This window comes from Microcystis sp. BLCC-F209 (genome assembly GCF_041928595.1).
GTDB lineage: Bacteria > Cyanobacteriota > Cyanobacteriia > Cyanobacteriales > Microcystaceae > Microcystis.
In genome coordinates this window covers 1-20,647 of the sequence record NZ_JBHFLL010000299.1, presented here as the reverse complement: position 1 = coordinate 20,647, position 20,647 = coordinate 1, and the positions used below count along the sequence as shown (strand labels likewise).

Sequence of the window (20,647 nt, the reverse complement as noted above, 5' to 3'; positions counted from 1 at the left end):
ACCTGCCTTGGGAATTGTACAAGTATGCTAAATTGTTGAGGGATTGTGCCACATCGGGATGATTGTCTCCTAAGAGTCGTTTTCTCAAATCTAATGCTTCTAGAAGGAGAGGTTCTGCTTCTGTGTACCTGCCTTGGGAATAGTACAATTGTGCTAAGTTGTTGAGGGAAGCTGCCACATCGGGATGATTGTCTCCTAAGTGGGTTCGAGTTGCGGTTAAACAAGCTTGATAGTAGGGTTCAGCAATAGCATACAATCCTTGTCCTTCATAATACCAAGCTAAACCCGTATAGGACCAAGCTAAATCCTCATCAGCGATATATTGGGGATATTCCCCGACAGATGTTTGTAGATGGAGAAGGAAAGGTTTAAATTCTTCAACGATTTCTATAGTGGGATTCTGTGGCATTTCTGCCGATTTTTTGGCCATAATCCCACAATAACGGCGTTTTGCTGGTTCTGCGTGGGGTGATGCTTCTAACTTATCCCGAAAGTAGCGACGCAACAGGGGATGAATTTCATACCAACCATCACGATTATCCTGAACTAAACTCAGGTGAACTAAACTATCGGTTAACCATTCCTCCACTGTATCCCCATCTTCATCGGGAAATAAATCCAGAATCATCTCCTTGGGAAAGGGCGCAAGAGCGAATAAACTGAGATAAAGTGCCAAAATTTGCGCTTCTGGTTCGCTATGCAACTCCTCCCAACTGAGATTAAAGGCAGCTTTTAACCCTCTTTCCGCAGTCATTTCCCCATGAAACTTGGGATTTTTGTCTAAACTTGGCTCATCTAAGCCGTTTTCGGCTAATTTCTGCCGTATTTTGCTAATTTTCCAATCCTGTCGCCGTTTTAGCAACCTTGCCACCAATTCTAACGCCAAGGGTAAATAACCCAAATCCTGACATAATAATTTAGCTGCCTCGATTTGTGTGTCAATTCTGTTGTCTTTAAGGTAGGAACGCAATAAATCAAGTGCATCTTTTTCTTTTAATACTTCTACCCGAAAAGTCGCAATTGTCGCTGATAAATATTCTTTGCGAGTGGTAATTAAAACCTGAAAGCGTTTGTCTTCTTGCGGTGGTAAATAATCCCTAATTTGCTGATAATCCCGCACATCATCAAAAATAATTAGGACATTTCCCGCTAACCAATTTTGCCAACAATAACGAATTTTTACGTCTAATTCTCCCTCATCCGGTAAAGTTAATTTGAGATGTACCCGCGCAAAATCTAAAATAGAAGTACCGATAAAACCGCCGTCACTTTCTGCCACATTTAACCAACATATACCCCCGGGATAAGTTTTTTCCCGCCATTCTTGCCAGCCAAACTGTCTGGCTAGTTCGGTTTTACCTATGCCTCCCATTCCCGTTAAGGTAGATATAGCAAGCTTTTGGGATTGTTGTAATTGAGTTTTTAAGTCAATTAATTCCTGATCCCTACCAACAAATCTAGGGATATTACTATTAGATAAATTGTGAGGATGTTGTTTAACCTGTTCCTTAACAGGCGGCTGCAGTCAGGTTTTATTGATGTTTATATTTTCTGCTTGATAAACTTCACTAACCTGACCCTGATTCTGTAAATTTTGACCTCCAGAATTAGCCTGGTTCATACTACTACTATCCTGAATTTTCAAGGATTGAATTTCTGTTGCTAAACCCTTGACTTTTTCGGCGAAATCTGCTTCATCATTCATGGCAACCTTTAAATAATCTGCTACTTTTTCTAGATCAGTTTTTGACCCTTTTTCAGCAGCTTGTAAAGCTTTTTCAGCATTAGGATTAGCTTTAAGTTTATTCCAGATGATTTGCCGCAAAGTATTAATTTTTTCTAGAGCAGCTTCGGTAAATTTTTCTACAGTAGTCTGAAATACCAAAGCAACAATTGTCGCCACTGTTATCGGTTCCATAGATAAAATCGGGGTGATGAAGGTTAACTTATTTATCGGGTTTTTGGGGGTATAAGTTGCCAACAATATAAACAACTCTTACCCCCATAATAGAACTTGTAATTTCATTTAGGCGGGTACTTCAATTTTACCCTGTCCGGCCAATCCAAAAGCGGCATGAACCACTTGTAGGGCCCTGACTCCATCTTCCTGATTCACCACACAACTGATTTTTATATCAGAAGTAGCAATCATCAAAATATTAATTTTCTCCTTTGCTAAAGCTTCAAAAAAGCGTGCTGCTACCCCCGGTTGTCCTTCCATTCCTGAACCAACAATGCTCACTTTGGCCACATCATTATTAACCACCACTTCCTGTAAACCCAAACTTTCCGATAGTTCTAAAAGGATTTTTTGGGCTGAATTAGCATCAGCTTGGGGTAAAGTAAAAGCGATATCCCGTCGGGGAATACCATCGACAATGCGACAGCGTTGGGATTGAATAATCATATCGACACTGACATTTTTTGCCGCTAAAACCGAGAAAATTCTCGCCGCCATCCCCGGGCGATCGGGGACGTTACGAATGGCCATTTGGGCCTGATTATTATCTAGGGCCACTCCCCTGACTGGGACTAAATTTTTAGGGATTTCGCGATTAGCAACTTTAGCAGAATACTCCACTTGAAAAGCATCACAAAGGACTTTAATTGCTTTTTCTCCGTCCGCTTCATCGATGACACAACTGACTTTTACTTCAGAAGTGGAGATCATTTCGATATTAATTGCCGCTGCGGCCAAAGTGCTAAATATTTGGGCAGCAATTCCCGGCCGGCCGATCATACCAGCGCCGGTAATGGCGATTTTAGCGGCCCCGGATTCGATAATCACTTCCGCTTCCTCTGTATTAGTCGGATGGGAACGTAAAACTGGTGCGATCGCTTCGGCCACGGATTGGGCTTTTTTTAAGGCATTTCCCATCACCGTAAAGGCGATATCGTTGCTGTCACCCTCGTGAATCGATTGAATAATTAAATCCACGTCCACCTGTTGATGGGCAATTTCCCCGAATAAACGGGCAGCGATGCCGGGACGATCAGGAACCCGTAAAAGGGCGATTTTCGCCTGATTACCCTCAAATTCCACCGCATCCACTGCTTTTGTCAATTCCAATCCTTGCAGGGTGCGCGGTTTCGGTGCTGGGGATGTCACCCAAGTACCCGGATCCTCTGTCCAACTGGAGCGGACAACCAAGGGAACCCCGAAGTTTTTAGCGATTTCCACCGCTCGCGGGTGGAGAACTTTCGCCCCTAAACTGGCTAATTCGAGCATCTCATCGCAGGTGATTTGGTCTAAAAGACGCGCTTCGGGGACTAAACGGGGGTCAGTGGTGAGAATACCGGGTACATCGGTGTAAATTTCGCAAAAATCGGCTTTTAAGGCGGCCGCTAGGGCCACGGCCGAGGTATCGGAACCACCGCGCCCTAGGGTGGTAATCTCTAGTTGATCGCTATCGCTGACACCTTGAAAACCGGCGACCACAACTACTTTACCTTCCGATAGATGACGGGAGAGGCGATCGGTTTTAATTTCTAAGATACGGGCGCGACTATGTTCGGATTCTGTGACAATTCCCACCTGAGCGCCGGTTAGGGAGATGGCCAGTTGTCCGATTTCCTCTAGGGCCATACTCATCAAGGCGATTGTCACCTGTTCCCCCGTGGATAATAACATATCCATCTCCCGGCGCGAGGGTTCGGCGGCGATTTGTTTGGCTAAATTGACCAATCCATCGGTGGTTTTACCCATGGCAGAAACGACCACCACCACGGTATTTCCTGCTATTACCGTATTTTTGACCCGTTGAGCGACCGATTGAATGCGTTCCACGGAACCTACCGATGTACCACCGTATTTTTGGACAATTACAGCCATAGTTGTCAGCGCTAGAGACTTTCTATCTTTGTTCAATCTCCAACTTATCAAAATTCCTTAACGATAAGTGGTTTTGGTTAACATTCCTTATGTTTTATCAAATGCCGACTATCTGAATTAATCTTTAAGGAGGCAGTCCGAGCATTTGTACTAAAATACCCCTACTCAGTTTAAATACAGTACATTTATGCTATTAATAATATTTTGGCTCTCTTAGGTTTGGTGGGTATTATGTATTCTAAGATATAGTCCTGCTGGCGAGTGAATGGAACGAACCACAGAGACACAAAGGACACAAAGATAGAACGCTACTTATTTCTGCGTTTATTAGGTGGGTATTATGAAAGATATTTTAATGTTAGATACAGTAAAAATCATCAATTCTGATCCCCCCGCCTATCGGCACCCCCCTTATCAAGGGGGGCAGGGGGGATCGAACCTAAAATCCATTTTTAATTTAATTATAACCAGCTATTTAGATACAGTAAAAATCATCAATTCTGATCCCCCCGCCTATCGGCACCCCCCTTATCAAGGGGGGCAGGGGGGATCGAATCTTTCAGGGCAGCAAATAAATAATTAGCTAAAGTTACTCCATCTACTCCTAATTCTGTCCTTTCTTGGGCTGCTAAAATGCCAGCTTGAGCGTGTAAATAAGCTGCTAATGCGGTTGCTTCTGGGGGATTATCCGGCATTTGGGTTAAGAATCCGCCGATTAATCCTGTTAAAACATCACCGCTACCACCTCGCGCTAAAGCGGAGGTACTTTCGGGGATTATATACATTTTACCTTCCGGGGAGGCGATTATAGTTCTGGCTCCTTTTAATAAGACAATTGCACCACTTTGTTGAGATGCTTCTTGAGTGATATTAATCCTATCTTGAGAATCTGATAAGTTAGGAAATAAGCGTTTAAATTCTCCCCAATGAGGCGTTAAAATTGTCTTATTCTGGCGAGATGATAATTTTTCTATGCCCAATTGAGCCAAAATATTTAAAGCATCGGCATCGAGTATAATCGGTTTATCACTATCTAAAACCTGTTCGATAATAGCGGGATTTTCTGTGGTTAATCCAGGACCACAGGCGAGGACATGATAATTATTTAATTCTAGGGGAAGTTCGGCAATAGCTCCCGTGGCAGTTTCGGGACAATCGATAATTAATGCTTCTGGTAAATGACTAATTAATAAAGATTTGAGGGCAGCAGGAACAGCAATAGAAAGCATTCCCACACCACTACCTCGCGCTCCTAATCCGGCGAGAATTGCCCCCCCCGCATAACGACGAGAACCACAGATAATTAATAAATGTCCCTGCTGATATTTATGGGTAAGGAGAGGACGGGGTAAGGGTAAATAAGGGCGAATTAGATCGGGATTAACCCTCAGAATTGGCGGTGAATCTTGTAAAATTGTTTCTAGGTCAAGGGGACTAATTCCTATATCAATTAACTCCACTTTACCCAGATAGGGTAAGGCCAAATCTTGGAAAAAAGCTCGCTTCCAGAGTCCCAAACAAAAGGTATGAGTGGCTTTAATTGCCGTGCCTAAAACCTCTCCGGTGTCGGTGTGAATTCCCGAAGCAATATCGATACTAATTATCGGTTTTTGCCAACTATTAATTTTATCGACTAATTCGGCAATCTCTCCCGATAAAGTCCTTTCTAAACCAAAACCGAAAAGACCATCGATAATTAACTGACAATCCCGCAAACATTCTAAAGTTTCCTGAAAAATTAAGCCTAAATGCTTGACATAATTCGCCTGTTGTGCTGTTAAATCCTTGAGTTTGGCGATCGGACAAAAAAGAGATACTTGATAACTGGCGAGGTGTAATTCTCTAGCAATCACGAGAGCGTCGCCGCCATTGTGACCGGGGCCAACGATAACGCCGATTTTGGGGAAATCAGCCAAAGAATAGGACTTTTTAAGCTGTTGTGCCGTTAACAGGGCCGCCTTTTCCATCAAAGCGGCCACAGGCATACCGGAGGCAAAAATCGCCCCTTCGATGCGACGCATCTGCTCGCTATTAACCACGTTTGACCAATAATTGTAGCTCATTCGAGGGATAAATTGCCTGTTAGCAGGTATAGATGACTTTTTTACCGAAAAATTGCCAATTAGCCCCAATTTTCACTGGCTCAAGGCTGGTTTGGGTAATAATAGCCAGATCATTCTGTCTAGTTTCCGCTTGACGGTGAGCGGCGGATATATTAATTAATTTTAGTAGTTACTGACAACAACTATACTCGACGACGACTAAGACCATTTTTCCAAAGTAGTGGCAGCTCTGGTTAATTGTCCTCACCCCCAAACCTTTTCCGAGAGAGGAAGGGGGTAGTAATCGGAGTTTTCTTTTCACTGATTACTGGTTACTGAAAAGACTCCCCAACAGCCATCTCATCCCGGAGAAAACCGCTATAGAATAGAGAAAAAAGAGAATTGCGAGGAAAAAACCCTGTCTTTTAACCCGATTGTCATTCCCCCTTCCCCAGAAAATCCCGCTCGCTATCTAGTGATCATGCTGCACGGTTGGGGTGCGGATGCCATGGATCTGGCCCCCCTAGCATCGATGCTGGATCTGGCTGATTGTCAATTTTTGTTTCCTAATGCTCCCTTTGATCATCCCCAAGTGCCGGGGGGACGCGCCTGGTATGCGTTAGAAACCTCCGATTATCAAGGTTTAGTCGCTAGTCGTCAACAGTTGCAGGATTGGATTATTTCCCTAGAAGCAACTACCGGCATTCCCCTAGAGCGGACTTTTTTGACCGGTTTTTCCCAAGGAGGAGCGATGACGCTGGATGTGGGTTTATCCTTACCCTTGGCGGGATTGGGTTCCCTGAGTGGTTATCTGCACGGTGAACCCCATCCCCAAGGTCCACAAAATGTCTTAATTGTTCATGGTAAGCAGGATCCCGTCGTTCCTATTGCTGCCGCTCGTCAAGCCAGAGATTTACTGCTTGGTTTGGGGGTTAACGTCGAATATCACGAGTTAAATATGGGCCACGAAATCCCGATTCCGGCGCTGACTATATTACGCCAATTCCTCCGCAATCGTCTAGAAACCGCATGAATAATGCTCGTCAGCTGGCTTTGCTGATTTTACGCGATATCGATCGCTCCTCCGCCTATCCCGATCGCGCTCTTGATCGCCATTTGTCCGCTAGTTCCTTAAATTGTCTTGACAAAGCCTTGACAACGGAGATTGTTTATGGTATAATGCGCCACCAAAGAACTTTGGATGCGCTGCTCGATCGCCTGGGAAAAAAAACCGCGGCCCAGCAACCCCCGGATTTACGGCGAATTCTCCATATTGGTCTTTATCAACTGCGTTATCTCTCCCAGATTCCCCCATCGGCGGCGGTGAATACGGCGGTAGAATTAACTAAAATCAGTCATTTAGGCAAATTAGCGGCGGTGGTTAACGGAATGCTGCGGCAATATCTCCGTTTAACTGCTAATGGCGACGATCCTTTAATTTTGCCGGAAAATACCGCTTCTAGATTGGGTATTCTCCACAGTTTCCCCGATTGGTTGGTGCAATTGTGGTTAGATCGCTTTAGTGTTACGGAAACGGAACAACTGTGTCAATGGTTTAATCGCTCTCCTGACCTCGATATTCGGATTAATCCCCTGAAAACTAGCCGAGAAGCCCTAGAAAATGAGTTAGAATCAGCCAATATAACTTTTAATCATCTTAAATTACCTCTAGCTTGCCGTTTAACCTCTGGTTTAGGCAATATTGAGCGTTTAGAGGGATTTCGAGCCGGAAATTACACCCTACAGGATATTAGCGCCCAATTAGTCACTTATCTCCTCGATCCCCAGCCCGGAGAGACAATTATCGACGCTTGCGCGGCACCGGGGGGAAAAACCACTCATATTGCCGAATTAATGGGCGATCGGGGTAGAATATTGGCCTGTGATCAAACGGCATCCCGTTTACGACAGTTAGAAGCCAATATTAAAAGATTAGACTTAAAAGCGATCGAAATACATCTAGGGGATAGTCGCGATCGTCCCCAGTGGTGCGGCATCGCTGATCGTGTACTAATCGATGCTCCCTGTTCAGGATTGGGAACCCTGCACAAGCGTCCTGATATACGTTGGCGACAAACACCCGAAAATTTACCTGTACTAGCCAAACGACAGGGGGAACTTTTAGCCTCGGCTGCCACTTGGGTAAAACCGAAGGGAATCTTAGTTTATGCCACCTGTACTTTAAATCCGTTAGAAAATGAAAGAGTGATCGAGCAGTTTTTAGCGGCTCATCCCGATTGGAAAATGGCCCCTCCTGACTCTAATTCATCTTTCTCAGAATACTATACAGAAACGGGAGCGATCGAAGTGTTACCCCATCGGCATAATCAAGACGGTTTTTTTATGGCTAAGTTAGTCAAGGAAGTGTGAGATGAAAAATAAACAATTACTGAAAATTCTCATCGGTGTTGCCTGGATTGATGGTGTAATTCAACCATCAGAAAGAAGCTATTTAAGACAGGTAGCTGTGAGGGAAAAACTTGATGATGATCCGGAGATTAAACCACTATTATCCGAACTAAAACCAGTTAAAACTGGTGAATGTTATCGATGGTTAGAGTCCTATTTAGGCGATAATCCTAGTCCAGAAACCTATCAAGATCTAATAACATCGATTAGCACCTTAATCTATAGCGATGACGACGTGGATATACAGGAAGCGAAATTATTAACCAAAGTGCAGAGTCTTGATCCGACTCACGATAGCCATCGATCTATTTTAGATAAATTAGTGACGGGAATTCAAAAATTGTACCACAAAGCAATTACTGAAAGTAATTAAGGAGTAGCTATCAGTGGTCAGCAGGTCAAAAAATTCCCCGATAAAAACTGATAGCCGCTCCCTAGATTTTAGGTAATAACCGTGGGTTGTTCCCGTCCAGTAGATTGACGAATTTGACCGATTTCTTCGGCTAAATCAATTAACGGCTGTAGGGCCTTTTGGGTGTCGATATCGTGTTTACTTGCGTCCGGTTCATAACTTTCTAGATAAACCCGAAGAGTTGCCCCTTTAGTTCCCGTACCCGATAGACGGTAAATAATCCGAGAACCATCGGTAAAACCAATGCGAATGCCTTGATTTTTACTGACACTACCATCCACCGGATCTGTATAGCTAAAATCATCGGCATATTCCACTTCATAGTTACCAAATTGTTTACCCTTAAGGTCTAAAACCAGCTTCTGGAGACGTGCCATCATCTCTTTAGCCGGTTCTAAGGCGACTTCTTCATAGTCATGACGAGAATAGAAATTGCGGCCAAATTCTTGCCAATGACTGCGAACAATTTCCTCTACAGATTCCCCTTTAACTGCCAAAATATTTAACCAGAAAAGAACCGCCCATAAACCATCTTTTTCGCGAATATGATTGGAACCCGTGCCGAAACTTTCCTCACCGCAAAGGGTTGCTTTCCCCGCATCTAACAAATTACCGAAGAATTTCCAACCGGTGGGAGTTTCATAACAGTCAATTCCCAGTTTAGCCGCTACGCGATCGGCCGCCGCACTGGTGGGCATCGATCGCGCCACTCCCGTGATACCATTTTGATAGCCCGGTACTAGATGAGCGTTGGCAGTTAGTACCGCTAAACTATCACTGGGGGTGACAAAAAAATTCTGACCGAGGATCATATTGCGATCGCCATCTCCATCGGAAGCAGCCCCAAAATCCGGGGCCTCTTGACCGAAGAGAATTTCTACCAGATCATGGGCATAGACCAGGTTAGGATCGGGATGACCACCACCAAAGTCCTCTAGGGGAATACCATTTAATACTGTACCTTTGGGCGCGCCTAAACGCTGTTCAAATAGAGCATAAGCGTAGGGACCGGTTACCGCATGGAGAGAATCCATGCACATTTTAAACTTACCAGAAGTGAGTAGGGCTTGAATGCGATCGAAATCAAAAATCTTTTCCATCATTTTGACGTAGGGAGTAACCGCATCGATCACTTCCACATCCATAGTTCCCAGTTTAAAGGAACCGGGGCGATCGAGGTTAATATCGGCCCCTGAGAGGATTTTATAACTGCTAATCACCTTCGTCTCAGCATAAATTGCATCGGTGATATTTTCCGGTGCCGGTCCGCCGTTAGTAATGTTGTACTTAATGCCAAAATCCCCCTCTGGACCGCCGGGGTTATGACTAGCAGAGAGAACAATACCGCCAAAAGCGTTATTTTCGCGAATTAACCCAGAAATAGCGGGAGTGGAGACAATACCATCGGTTCCCACGAGGATTCTACCGATACCGTTAGCGGCGGCGATTTTCAGGATAGTTTGAATAGCTTGACGGTTATAATAACGACCATCTCCACCGACAACTAGGGTTTGACCCTCGATACCGTCTAAAGTATTGAAGATAGCTTGAATAAAATTTTCCAGATAATGGGGTTGTTGAAAAACGGGAACGGATTTTCGCAATCCAGAAGTCCCCGGTTTTTGGTCACTAAAGGGTTTTGTGGCAACAGTTTCAATCGTCATAGTCTTTTCTTGATAGGCCGACGCAATTGTAAACTTAAGTATATAGCAGTAGGTTGACAGCCAAGAAATTGGGTAAGAAAGACAACGGTTCTCCCAGGTTTGGTGAGTGAGTGGAAGGAACCACAGAGACACAAAGGACACAGAGATCGATCGCTCCTATATAATTTAAACTGGTCGCAACGCGCTCGCTACGCGAGATCACACAAAGAATAAGAGAGCTAATCTAAGGATAGGGGGTTAAGATGAGTCTTAGCCAATAAATGAACCAGATTTGGGGGTATAAACCCCCAATAATAACCAATTTTAGCTATATCGCTTAATCGGCCCCTTCAATCGGTGCAAATCCCTGACGTTGAATATTCTCGCTGATGTGACGAGGTTCGAGGAATTGCAAGAGATAATCGGGACCCCCTGCTTTGGAACCTACCCCCGACATCTTGAAACCCCCGAAGGGTTGACGGGAGACAATCGCACCGGTGATTCCCCGGTTAATATAGAGGTTTCCCACTTCAAATTCCTGCATAGCTCGGTTAATATGGGCAGGAGTGCGAGAATATAAGCCACCAGTTAAAGCATAGTCGGTTCCGTTAGCTACAGCTAAAGCTTGCTCAAAATTGCTCACTTTGATAATCGCCACCACCGGACCAAAAATCTCCTCCATCGCTATTACCGCATCAGGGGGAACATTTTTAAAGACGGTGGGACTGACGAAGTAACCCACTTCTGGAATCGGCATTTCTAGGGCCAATTCTGCCTCTTTTTTACCAGTTTCGATATATTCCCGAATTCTTGCTTGAGCTTTCTCGTCGATAACCGGTCCTACTTCCGTACTCGGTAAATCCGTCGGCCCGATATTGAGGGACTTGGTAGCCTCGACAAAGCGATCCACAAAGCTATCATAGACGCTTTCCAGAACAATTATCCGCGAACAGGCCGAACATTTCTGGCCGGTGTAGCCAAAAGCGGACTTAACCGCACCGACAACGGCCTGATCTAAATCGGCACTCTCATCGACAATTAGGGCATTTTTGCCGCCCATTTCGGCGATAACTCGTTTTAGGTGTTTTTGACCCTTTTGCACGATGGAGGCATCTGTATAGATGCGACAGCCCACTTCTCGTGAACCGGTGAAGGCGATTAGGTGAACATCGGGATGGCTAACTAAATGCGCCCCCACTTGCGAACCTTTACCCGGGATATATTGGAAGACTCCGGCAGGAATACCCGCTTCTAGGAGAATCTCGGCAAATTTCGCCGTAATCACCGAGGAAGTCTCGGCTGGTTTCAATAGCGTGCAGTTACCGGCTACTAAAGCCGCTACTGTCATCCCCACCGCAATCGCAAGAGGGAAATTCCAGGGAGAAATCACTAAAGCAATACCCCGGGGTTGGTAGGAATAACGATTATTCTCACCTGCTACGTCGAAATTATGCCCTAAATCCAGTCTTTCCATCTCGGAGGCGTAATAACGGCAAAAATCGATCGCTTCTGACACTTCTGGATCCGCCTGTTGGATAACTTTGCCCACTTCCAAACAAATCCAGGCCGATAACTCGTGTCGTCGCGCTTCCATCAAATCCGCCGCTTTTCGCAGTATTTCGGCTCTTTTAGCCACTGGAGTGCGTTTCCAAGCGGGAAAAGCCTGTTTTGCCGCTATGATCGCTTTTTCTGCCTGTTCCACCTCAATTAAGCCCACTTTCCCCACTATTTCCTGCGGGTTACAGGGATTAACGGAATTAATTTGAACATTGGTGGCGACGTATTCGCCGTTAATTAGGGGTAAATAGGTTTTACCGAGGGAATTTTTGACAAAAGTGAGGGCTTGACTCGCTTTATTTCGTAATTGCTCGTTAGCATAATCTGTATCGGGGGCATTAGGAAAACCGGGGATAATCGGGTTATCCTGGCCTAAAACCCGGGGGGCTGCGATTAAATCTTCCACGGGACGATCCTCCAAATTTTGCCTTAGGAAGGAACTATTAGCGGTATTTTCTAATAAACGGCGGATTAGGTAGGCCATACCGGGTAAGAGTTGTCCGTAGGGGGAATAAACCCGCACCCGATGACCCCGCTTCACTAACACTTTGGCTAATTGGTCGCCCATGCCGTACAATACCTGCATTTCAAAGCGACGACGGGGAATTTCTAAACTTTCTGCGATCGCACAGGCCAAGGCTTGCGATCGCACGTTATGACTACCGATAGCGGCGTATAAATATTGATGATTTTCCAATAATAACCGCGTCATCCGCTCATAATTGGCATCGGTGGCCGATTTTTCGTTATATACCGGCTGTGGCCAATGATTTTGCCTAGATTTAATCGTTTCCTGATCCCAGTAAGCGCCTTTGACTAGCCGGATAGTCAGGGGATAACCGCGCTTTTTGGCCCAATTAATTAAATCTTGTAAATCTTGGGCAGAATCTCTTAAATATGCCTGTATGGTGATGCCAATATCGGTACGACTGCGAAATTCTTCTTCTAGGAGTAATTCTTTCAGGATAGCCAGGGTGAGGTTTTTATAAACGTACTGTTCCATATCAAAATGGACTGCTACCCCTAACTCCTGAGCGCGTCGCAATAGTAGTCGAATGCGATCGCAAACTTTCTCCTTACTGCCAATGGGATCCATGGGATCAAACTGAGAATAAAAGGCAGTTAGCTTGACAGAAACCTGCACTTGTGGTAGTAACTCGCCGTCCGCTTCATCAATTTGGCTAACTTTATTCCATTTGCTCGCTTCTTGAGCCAAATGGGTCATTAAATCCAGATAACTTTGTAGATAAACTTGGGTTTCCGCTTCAGTAATTACCGCTTCACCGAGAAGATCTATGGTAAAAGCCATTTTTTCCTTCCGCAGACGGGTGACAGTGCGAGTAATTTGCTCTAGGTCTTCCCCGGCGATATACTTACGAGCTAAGGTTTCTACGGATTTACTGATCAGACTGGCGGCCGTTTGAGCCGGTAGGGAGTTAGGATCACTAAAGTTGAGGATACTTTTCAGCGCACTGGGCAGTTCTACGGAAGCATCACCGAGGTATTGTTGGAGATGATTAGCGATCTCGGCATTACTGCGTAAAGCGGGTAAACAGTCAATAAAACGGAATAATTGTACTCGTAAATTGGGGTTAGACATTGCCCAATCGAGTAATTTATCATCCCAACGCATTTGATCCTGTAAAGCAGACCAAAGACCTTTTTTTTCGCGAGTTTCGGCTAAAAGTTGTCTAGCGATCTCTTGGGTTTTGGTTTCGTAGTTTTGAGTTGAGTCGATTTGGATAACCACGGCGATTCAAGTAAAAAAATTATCAACGGGATTCAGCTTTCAGCAAGCTAAGGTCAGCCTTCGGCCTAAAATTCAGTTTTTGAGCTTTTTCAGCTGATTGCCGCTCTTAATGGCTCTTTTCTCTGGTTTATAACTCTTACCGAAGGACTAATCAAAGCTAATAGCCGATCGCTTTTGCTGAACACTCTATTGTACTCGATCGAGCGGGGAGAGGGAATTATGAATTATGAATTATGAATTATGAATTAGGAAATGGGGAGAATAAATAAAAATAATCTCCTGACTTCAAAGAGGGTGTGGGGTGTGGGGTGTGGGGTGTGGGGTGTGGGGTGTAGGGTGTGGGGTGTGGGGTGTAGGGTGTGGGGTGTGGGGTGTAGGGTGTGGGGTGTAGGGTGTGGGGTGTGGGGTGTGGGGTGTGGGGTGTGGGGTGTGGGGTGTGGGGTGTAGGGTGTGGGGAAGTGGGGAGAATAAATAAAAATAATCTCCTGACTACTGATTACTGATTACTGATTACTGATCACTGATTACTGATACCCGATAGTCCTTGTGTATTGTCGAAGCGTTTACTTATAATAACTTTAAAAAGATTTTCGGGATCATCGGTAGCCCTATGGCAAAAATTGAAACGAGAACAGAACCCATGGTTTTAAACATGGGACCCCATCACCCGTCAATGCACGGAGTTTTGCGCTTAATCGTCACCCTTGACGGGGAAGACGTGATTGACTGTGAACCCGTAATCGGTTATCTTCATCGGGGCATGGAAAAAATTGCCGAAAATCGCAGCAATGTCATGTACGTTCCCTACGTTAGTCGTTGGGATTACGCCGCAGGGATGTTTAACGAGGCGATTACAGTCAATGCTCCCGAAAAATTAGCCGATATCGCCGTTCCCAAACGAGCGCAATATATCCGGGTGATTATGTTGGAACTCAACCGCATCGCTAACCATTTACTCTGGTTAGGCCCCTTTATGGCGGATGTAGGCGCACAAACTCCCTTTTTCTACATTTTCCGGGAACGGGAGATGATTTATGACCTCTGGGAAGCTGCTACGGGAATGCGGTTAATTAATAATAATTATTTCCGTATTGGTGGCGTGGCGGTGGATTTACCCTACGGATGGGTGGATAAGTGCGAGGATTTCTGTGACTATTTTGACCCCAAAGTGGACGAATACGAGAAATTAATCACTAATAACCCGATTTTCCGCCGTCGTATTGAAGGGATAGGCTGCATTACCAGAGACGAAGCGATTAACTGGGGTTTATCCGGTCCGATGTTGCGCGCTTCCGGGGTGAAATGGGATTTAAGAAAAGTTGACCATTACGAGTGTTACGACGATTTTGACTGGGAAGTGCATTGGGAAACCGCCGGCGATTGTTTTGCTCGTTATCTGGTGCGGATTCGGGAAATGCGCGAATCGGTGAAAATTATCCGGCAAGCACTGAAAGGTTTACCCGGTGGTCCCTACGAAAATCTGGAAGCAAAACGGATGGCAGAAGGGAAAAAATCAGCTTGGAATGATTTTGACTATCAATATATCGCCAAAAAAGTCGCCCCCACTTTCAAAATCCCTAAAGGTGAACATTATGTGCGCTTGGAAAGCGGTAAAGGTGAATTAGGTATCTTTATCGTCGGTAATGATGAACTCTTCCCTTGGCGTTGGAAAATTCGGGCCGCTGATTTTAATAATCTTCAAATTCTGCCCCATATCCTCAAAGGGGTAAAAGTTGCCGATATTATGGCGATTTTAGGCAGTATTGATATTATTATGGGGTCAGTCGATCGCTAAATCTCTTTCAGGGTGGGTTATCTTATTAACTCACCCTCGTTTTGGTCCAGTCTTATGAAAAAAGCTGTTCGTAATTTAAATTGCCTGTTGAGATGAGGCAAGAGGCAACCCCCCCAACCCCCCCGACATCGGGGGGGCAAGGGGGGAGGAGATTCGGCTAATCTAAGAATAAGCGATTTAAATACGTCTTAAGTAGGGAGGCAAAATTATTTGTAGGATGGGTTAGCGGTAGCGTAACCCATGCAGGAGTTGGGTTTCATGCTTCAACCCAACCTACGTTCATCTGATATTTAATTCCACCTGAACCTCAGGGATAGGGGGAAGAATCTTGCTTTCGGGAATCTTTAACTCCCCCACCTGAACACCCAAACTAGCCAAGGCGGTTAAAGTGGTGATGATGCGGCAAATCACGTCAATGTCCGCTTTATGTTTTTGCCAAAAATTCATAGATTTTGCTCCTGTCGCCTTAGGGCTTGTTTTTTGAGGACAAGTTGATTAAAATGCTTTCAGCAAATGCTGGCAAAAGGGGATCAAAAAGTGGATCAGATCGTAGGTTGACGTTTGACGAGATTTATGTTAAAGTCCGGCGAAATCAGATTATGGGATGAAGATGTAGAAACCCTTCGTAAGGCTAAAGATGCTTATGAGGGAGACTATTCTTGTGCTTCGGAGAAAATAGAGAAAATATTAATAGAAGCAAGTCGATGGTTACTTGAGGCATTTCTCGAAGAATACCGTAGTCAAACAGAAACTTCCAGTTATACCATTCGATTAAATGTCTTGAAAGATTGGATGACAGAATCTCAGCCACAATCTGGAGCAACTAAAGAGGTTTTAGAACCAAAGGGTAAGAAATTGTACTTACAAAATGAATCTGATTTTAAAAAATTTGAAAATAAGAAGAAAAGTGCGTACAGAATTGAAGATATTAATGATAATTCAATTCATTTAACCTTAGCAGATATTAATTATCTATTAGATTTGTCTATTTTAAAGGTAATTGGCATATCTGGAGATAGTTTGCGGTTTTGTACTGAACAAAAATATGGACTAGGAAAAAAAGGGCGAACCTCTAAACAGTCTTATATTGTTCAAGCTTATTGCGAAGTATTAGACCTAGATTTTGAAAGCTTAGAATGTTGTAAAATTCATCATCAAAACCCAAAAAATCAACAAACAAATAATGAAAAAATTTATCGTGTTTTGACAAAATTTAATTATACTAATCTAGTAAATTTTACCAGTTCAATAGCCGCTAAAACTTTACGAGAAGGCACTATTTATATTCCGCCTTGTCCTCATCAATATCGTGTTTTGTGTTTGCGTCGTTTAGAAAAAGAAATCTTGATCACTAATAATTTGAACGTTAAACATATTGTTTTTAAATTTCAAGGAGATGGTCAGGAAGAATGGGATAGCTATAGTCTTCATGAACATTTTTTCAATAATTCTGGAGGAATTAAAAATTTAAAGACTAATAATTTTTGTTTGATTTTTGAAGGAATTGATTGTGCAGACTTTTCCCGTTTAAAAGACATTGATTCATTTTGGCAAAACTTAATTACCAACGCTCGTAAAATACAAAATAGTCCCATTCCGGGCTTTTTATTAATGATTTGGTTAGATTATGGAAAAAGTAATGATTGGAGAGATAAGGACAAATTATCAGAATTTCCTATTCACCGCTTACAGATTGACTCTTGCTTTGAACAACGGTCTTTTCAGGAAATTATTCCTACTTTTGCTCAACAACTTCAGTTAGGTTGTGACTTACAGGATGAAACCACAGAATTATTTAAATCTACCTTGCAGGAATTATGGCAAAATAGCAATCAAGGCAAGATAGAAGACACACTGAACGCTTTTTATCAACAATTTCAAGGACAATTATCGAGGGAAAATAGATGGCTAAACTATCCTTAACTTACAGGGGAGAAATTCAACCTAAATCGGATCTTTATTATGAACCGATTCAACAGAAAATTTATCCCTATGACGCAGGTGATGAGTTAATAGAAGTTGTTAACTTGGCTATTGAATTGGGAATGCCTTTGTTACTAGAAGGTGAACCGGGATGTGGCAAAAGTCGTCTAGCTCATGCCTTAGTTTATGAATTTAATTATCGTCAGGAAAGTAATCCTATAAAATATTATGAGTGGATAGTTCAATCTACAAGTAAAGCGGAAGATAGTCTCTATCAATATGATTATATTGGCCGTTTACAAGCTGCTCAAATTAGAGGAATTTTAAGCAAAAAAGAAATAGAAGAATCTTCTTCTGAGCAAAAAAATCCAGCTACTTCAAAAGATTGGGTTGATTTACAACCCTTGGGTAAAGCATTTAAACAAAGTCAAGATAAGCAAGAACAATCGGTAGTATTAATTGATGAAATAGATAAAGCAGATCGAGATTTTCCTAATGATTTACTTTTAGCCATTGAATCTCGTCGTTTTTTCATTAAAGAAACAGGAGAAACAATTCAAGCAAATGATCAAGCTTTTCCTCTGATTATTATTACCAGTAATCAAGAAAAAAACTTACCCAATGCTTTTCTGAGACGTTGCATTTATCACTATATTGAGCTACCCAACCAAGAAAGATTAAGAAAAATATTAACCGAACGGTTTACCGACGCTGAACAAGAGGTTATCATCAAAGCAGTGGACCGTTTTCTGGAAGTGAGAACATCACAAGACGAGACTAAATCTGAAGGAGAAAAAAAAGTTAGCACAAGTGAATTAATAGCCTGGTTTAAATCGTTGCTCAAGTACAAACCTGAAGAAATTATCGCCAAATTAAACGAGGACAAATTACCCCACGCTAGTGTTTTACTAAAAAGCCGTACTGATTTACAAGATTATGGAACAAGAGGTTAAAAAAGCCAATGACATCCCCCCTACTTGACCTATTTTATCAACTCAGAGACGAAGAAGGATTTCTGCTGTCTATTGAACAATATTATCGGGTGGAAAATTACCTGATTCAAAAACTCGCCAATGATTCTGATATTGCTATTCAAGAAAATCCCAACTTAGACAATCCTAAAATTAAACTTCTTTGTCAAGCTTTATGGGTTAAATCCCCGAAAGAAAAAGAAAAGTTTGATCAGGCCTGGACAGAGATGCTACAATTACAACCAGAAATAAATATAGAAATAGCCAAAAAAACACCTATTCGCCATCCAGAAGAATCGATTAGCAAAATCATAAACCCGATGGATGATAGGGAATCTCCCTCATTAGAAATTACCCCTTCTGGGGATACACAAATAGCACCAGAGACTTCATTTCCACAAATTGCCACAGCTATTGAAAAGCGAAAAAAAATCACCTCCTTAGATAATCCTGATTATTATCCTATTGGCATCGCTAAGTTACAAGAAAGTTGGCAGCAACTGCGTCCATTACCCCTAGAAAGTCCTCGACAAACTTGGGATCTAAAAGCTACGGTGATGGCAACGGCTAAACGAGGTTTTTTTGATCAAATAATTTACCAAAAGAAACAACTTTATCGCCGAGAAATTATAATTTTTATTGATTGTTCTGACTCGATGATTCCCTTTGCAGGATTTGGTAGGATAATGAAGCAAACTTGGGCAAATGTTCCCCATTTTTACTTTGATAATCTGATTAGAGACGAGGTTTTACGACAAGAAAACGGTTGGGAAAGTCAATCTTTAACCAAAGTTCTCTCTAACTATTCTCCGGAAGTAACCAGTTGTCTAATTCTTAGTGATGCGGGTGCCGCTAGAAAACGTTATGTAGAAGAGCGCTTGAGCGCAACAGAAACCCTTATCCGACGATTTAGCCGAAGATTTAGCCGAGTCGCATGGTTAAACCCCTTACCCTATCATCGATGGTATGGGACAACTGCGATCGATATTGCTGATTTAGCTGAAGATATACCCAATTTTTCCATGTTTGAACTAACCACAGAGGATTGGGAAAACTTGATAACATGGCTAAAAGAAGAAGCTATCCCACCCCGTCATTTTCAATTTGATCCTAATCAATTTCACCAAGGGGATAATTGGGATGAGGATGAAGATTTTTTTAGCGCAGAAAGCCGTTTAAGATTATTTGAAAAAGAAAACGAACCAAACACCAGAGAACTAGCAAAACGAGCGGCATTTCCCCTTAGTTTATCCCCTAATTTACTTTATTATCTGCGTCAACATCAAGATAAAAATAATCAAGCTCCCTGGTATGCGATCGCTGATATTTTACTCTCCAGTTTAGTCCGCAAAATAGATCGAGAACTTTATGAAATGTCTCCCGATGTTCGTAAACTACTATTAGAAAAATTAACCCCAGAGGAACTCAAATCTCTGGCCTATCAGTTACAAACCTATATTCAGGAACAAATCGGTGATTATTGCTCACAATCGGTTTATTGGCAAAATCAACAATGGTTAGCTCTTGCCTACCTAAAACCTAGTCAAGCGGTCAATGAAATCAGACAGCTACTAGCAGAAGCTATCAAAAATAATAACCGAGTGCGTCTTGTGAGATTGACAGCTTTATTAAAAAATCTATCCGCTGCTTTAGCCGATTATGAACCCTTATTATTGCTTAATAAACCGATTGCCGCCTATTCTAGAGGGGATTTAAACCACGTTGGCAATGTCCTTCAACTTTCCCCAGAAGACGAAGGAACCCGACAAAAACGTTTAATAGACGAAGTAGCCGCTATTGTTCCCTACGATGAAAACCTTTTCCTTTTTACCGCAGAAACGGTATTGGTTAATAAAACAGGCCAAGTTATCGAGAGAAAACCTGTTAAAGCCTATTTTTACGATGAAAATCTTCCGGAAGTTGGCAACCGGAAAGAAGCTCAAAACTATATCCGCATGATGTATATTCCCCAAGGAGAATTCTGGATGGGAACGGAAGATGAGGAAATCGAAAGACTGGTGAAAAAATTTGGTTGGGATGGATTTAGACGAGAAAAACCCTCACACCGAGTAACCGTTTCCTCTTTCTACATGGGGCGTTATCCCATCACCCAAGCTCAGTGGCAAGCTATCGCCGCAACCGCTAAAATAGACATCGACCTAGAGACAAACCCGGGAGCATCTCACCTTTGCAATAAGTAGAAATGCTTAATGAGATCAATAAAAAAGTTAAAAAAGGCAACCATTTAGATAAGCACAGCGATGACGAAGGACTTGCGGTACATTACAAGATTGCCAACTTGCACCAGTAATT

13 protein-coding genes and 1 pseudogene are annotated in these 20,647 nt (G+C 43.0%); 7 read left to right on the top strand and 7 right to left on the bottom strand.

What is annotated here, in order from left to right; genetic code table 11:
- The 4 genes from ACE1AQ_RS19345 to ACE1AQ_RS19330 form a co-directional block, all read right to left on the bottom strand.
- Positions 1-1,390 (bottom strand): tetratricopeptide repeat protein (locus ACE1AQ_RS19345; protein WP_374809038.1); only part of this gene is annotated, 1,390 nt, incomplete at its 3' end.
- A 135-nt stretch (positions 1,391-1,525) separates the two neighbouring features.
- Entirely contained in the window at positions 1,526-1,918 is a 393-nt protein-coding gene (locus ACE1AQ_RS19340; protein ID WP_108937975.1) for a hypothetical protein, read from the bottom strand.
- 108 nt (positions 1,919-2,026) lie between these two features.
- Positions 2,027-3,832 carry an aspartate kinase gene (locus tag ACE1AQ_RS19335; RefSeq protein WP_110546091.1) on the bottom strand — a complete coding sequence of 602 codons (1,806 nt, stop codon included), beginning with the start codon at positions 3,830-3,832 and terminating at the stop codon, positions 2,027-2,029.
- Positions 3,833-4,326: 494 nt separating this feature from the next.
- Positions 4,327-5,895: an NAD(P)H-hydrate dehydratase gene (locus tag ACE1AQ_RS19330; RefSeq protein WP_110546037.1), complete on the bottom strand. Its 1,569-nt coding sequence runs from the start codon at positions 5,893-5,895 to the stop codon at positions 4,327-4,329.
- 418 nt (positions 5,896-6,313) lie between these two features.
- On the opposite strand from ACE1AQ_RS19330, the gene ACE1AQ_RS19325 reads away from it, so the two are divergent.
- The 3 genes from ACE1AQ_RS19325 to ACE1AQ_RS19315 are packed head-to-tail and all read left to right on the top strand — an operon-like array spanning position 6,314 to position 8,656.
- Positions 6,314-6,907: an alpha/beta hydrolase gene (locus ACE1AQ_RS19325; RefSeq protein WP_306342206.1), complete on the top strand. Its 594-nt coding sequence runs from the start codon at positions 6,314-6,316 to the stop codon at positions 6,905-6,907.
- The gene (locus tag ACE1AQ_RS19320; RefSeq protein ID WP_110546036.1) at positions 6,904-8,244 is read left to right on the top strand and encodes a 16S rRNA (cytosine(967)-C(5))-methyltransferase; all 1,341 of its coding nucleotides are present in this window, start codon (positions 6,904-6,906) and stop codon (positions 8,242-8,244) included. Before ACE1AQ_RS19325 ends, ACE1AQ_RS19320 begins: the two co-directional genes overlap by 4 nt.
- A gap of 1 nt (position 8,245) precedes the next feature.
- Positions 8,246-8,656, top strand: coding sequence for a TerB family tellurite resistance protein (locus tag ACE1AQ_RS19315; protein WP_008202144.1), 411 nt, complete (start codon positions 8,246-8,248; stop codon positions 8,654-8,656).
- A 68-nt stretch (positions 8,657-8,724) separates the two neighbouring features.
- Here ACE1AQ_RS19315 and ACE1AQ_RS19310 read toward each other — a convergent pair whose 3' ends face one another.
- The gene (locus ACE1AQ_RS19310; RefSeq protein ID WP_106908476.1) at positions 8,725-10,359 is read right to left on the bottom strand and encodes an alpha-D-glucose phosphate-specific phosphoglucomutase; all 1,635 of its coding nucleotides are present in this window, start codon (positions 10,357-10,359) and stop codon (positions 8,725-8,727) included.
- Between the two features lie 316 nt (positions 10,360-10,675).
- Entirely contained in the window at positions 10,676-13,645 is a 2,970-nt protein-coding gene (pruA, locus tag ACE1AQ_RS19305) for an L-glutamate gamma-semialdehyde dehydrogenase (RefSeq protein WP_110546035.1), read from the bottom strand.
- Between the two features lie 610 nt (positions 13,646-14,255).
- On the opposite strand from pruA, the gene ACE1AQ_RS19300 reads away from it, so the two are divergent.
- Positions 14,256-15,440 carry an NAD(P)H-quinone oxidoreductase subunit H gene (locus ACE1AQ_RS19300; protein WP_008202137.1) on the top strand — a complete coding sequence of 395 codons (1,185 nt, stop codon included), beginning with the start codon at positions 14,256-14,258 and terminating at the stop codon, positions 15,438-15,440.
- Between the two features lie 279 nt (positions 15,441-15,719).
- Here ACE1AQ_RS19300 and ACE1AQ_RS19295 read toward each other — a convergent pair whose 3' ends face one another.
- A complete protein-coding gene (locus ACE1AQ_RS19295; RefSeq protein ID WP_008202135.1) occupies positions 15,720-15,887 on the bottom strand; it encodes a hypothetical protein in 168 nt (55 codons plus the stop codon).
- 126 nt (positions 15,888-16,013) lie between these two features.
- Here ACE1AQ_RS19295 and ACE1AQ_RS19290 point away from each other — a divergent pair, with 126 nt between their 5' ends.
- The 3 genes and pseudogenes from ACE1AQ_RS19290 to ACE1AQ_RS19280 form a co-directional block, all read left to right on the top strand.
- The gene (locus tag ACE1AQ_RS19290) at positions 16,014-17,363 is read left to right on the top strand and encodes a hypothetical protein (RefSeq protein WP_110544648.1); all 1,350 of its coding nucleotides are present in this window, start codon (positions 16,014-16,016) and stop codon (positions 17,361-17,363) included.
- The gene (locus ACE1AQ_RS19285) at positions 17,345-18,316 is read left to right on the top strand and encodes a MoxR family ATPase (RefSeq protein ID WP_110544646.1); all 972 of its coding nucleotides are present in this window, start codon (positions 17,345-17,347) and stop codon (positions 18,314-18,316) included. Before ACE1AQ_RS19290 ends, ACE1AQ_RS19285 begins: the two co-directional genes overlap by 19 nt.
- A gap of 8 nt (positions 18,317-18,324) precedes the next feature.
- Positions 18,325-20,508, top strand: a pseudogene (locus ACE1AQ_RS19280) (SUMF1/EgtB/PvdO family nonheme iron enzyme); the annotation flags it as partial.
- Positions 20,509-20,647 lie beyond the last annotated feature (139 nt).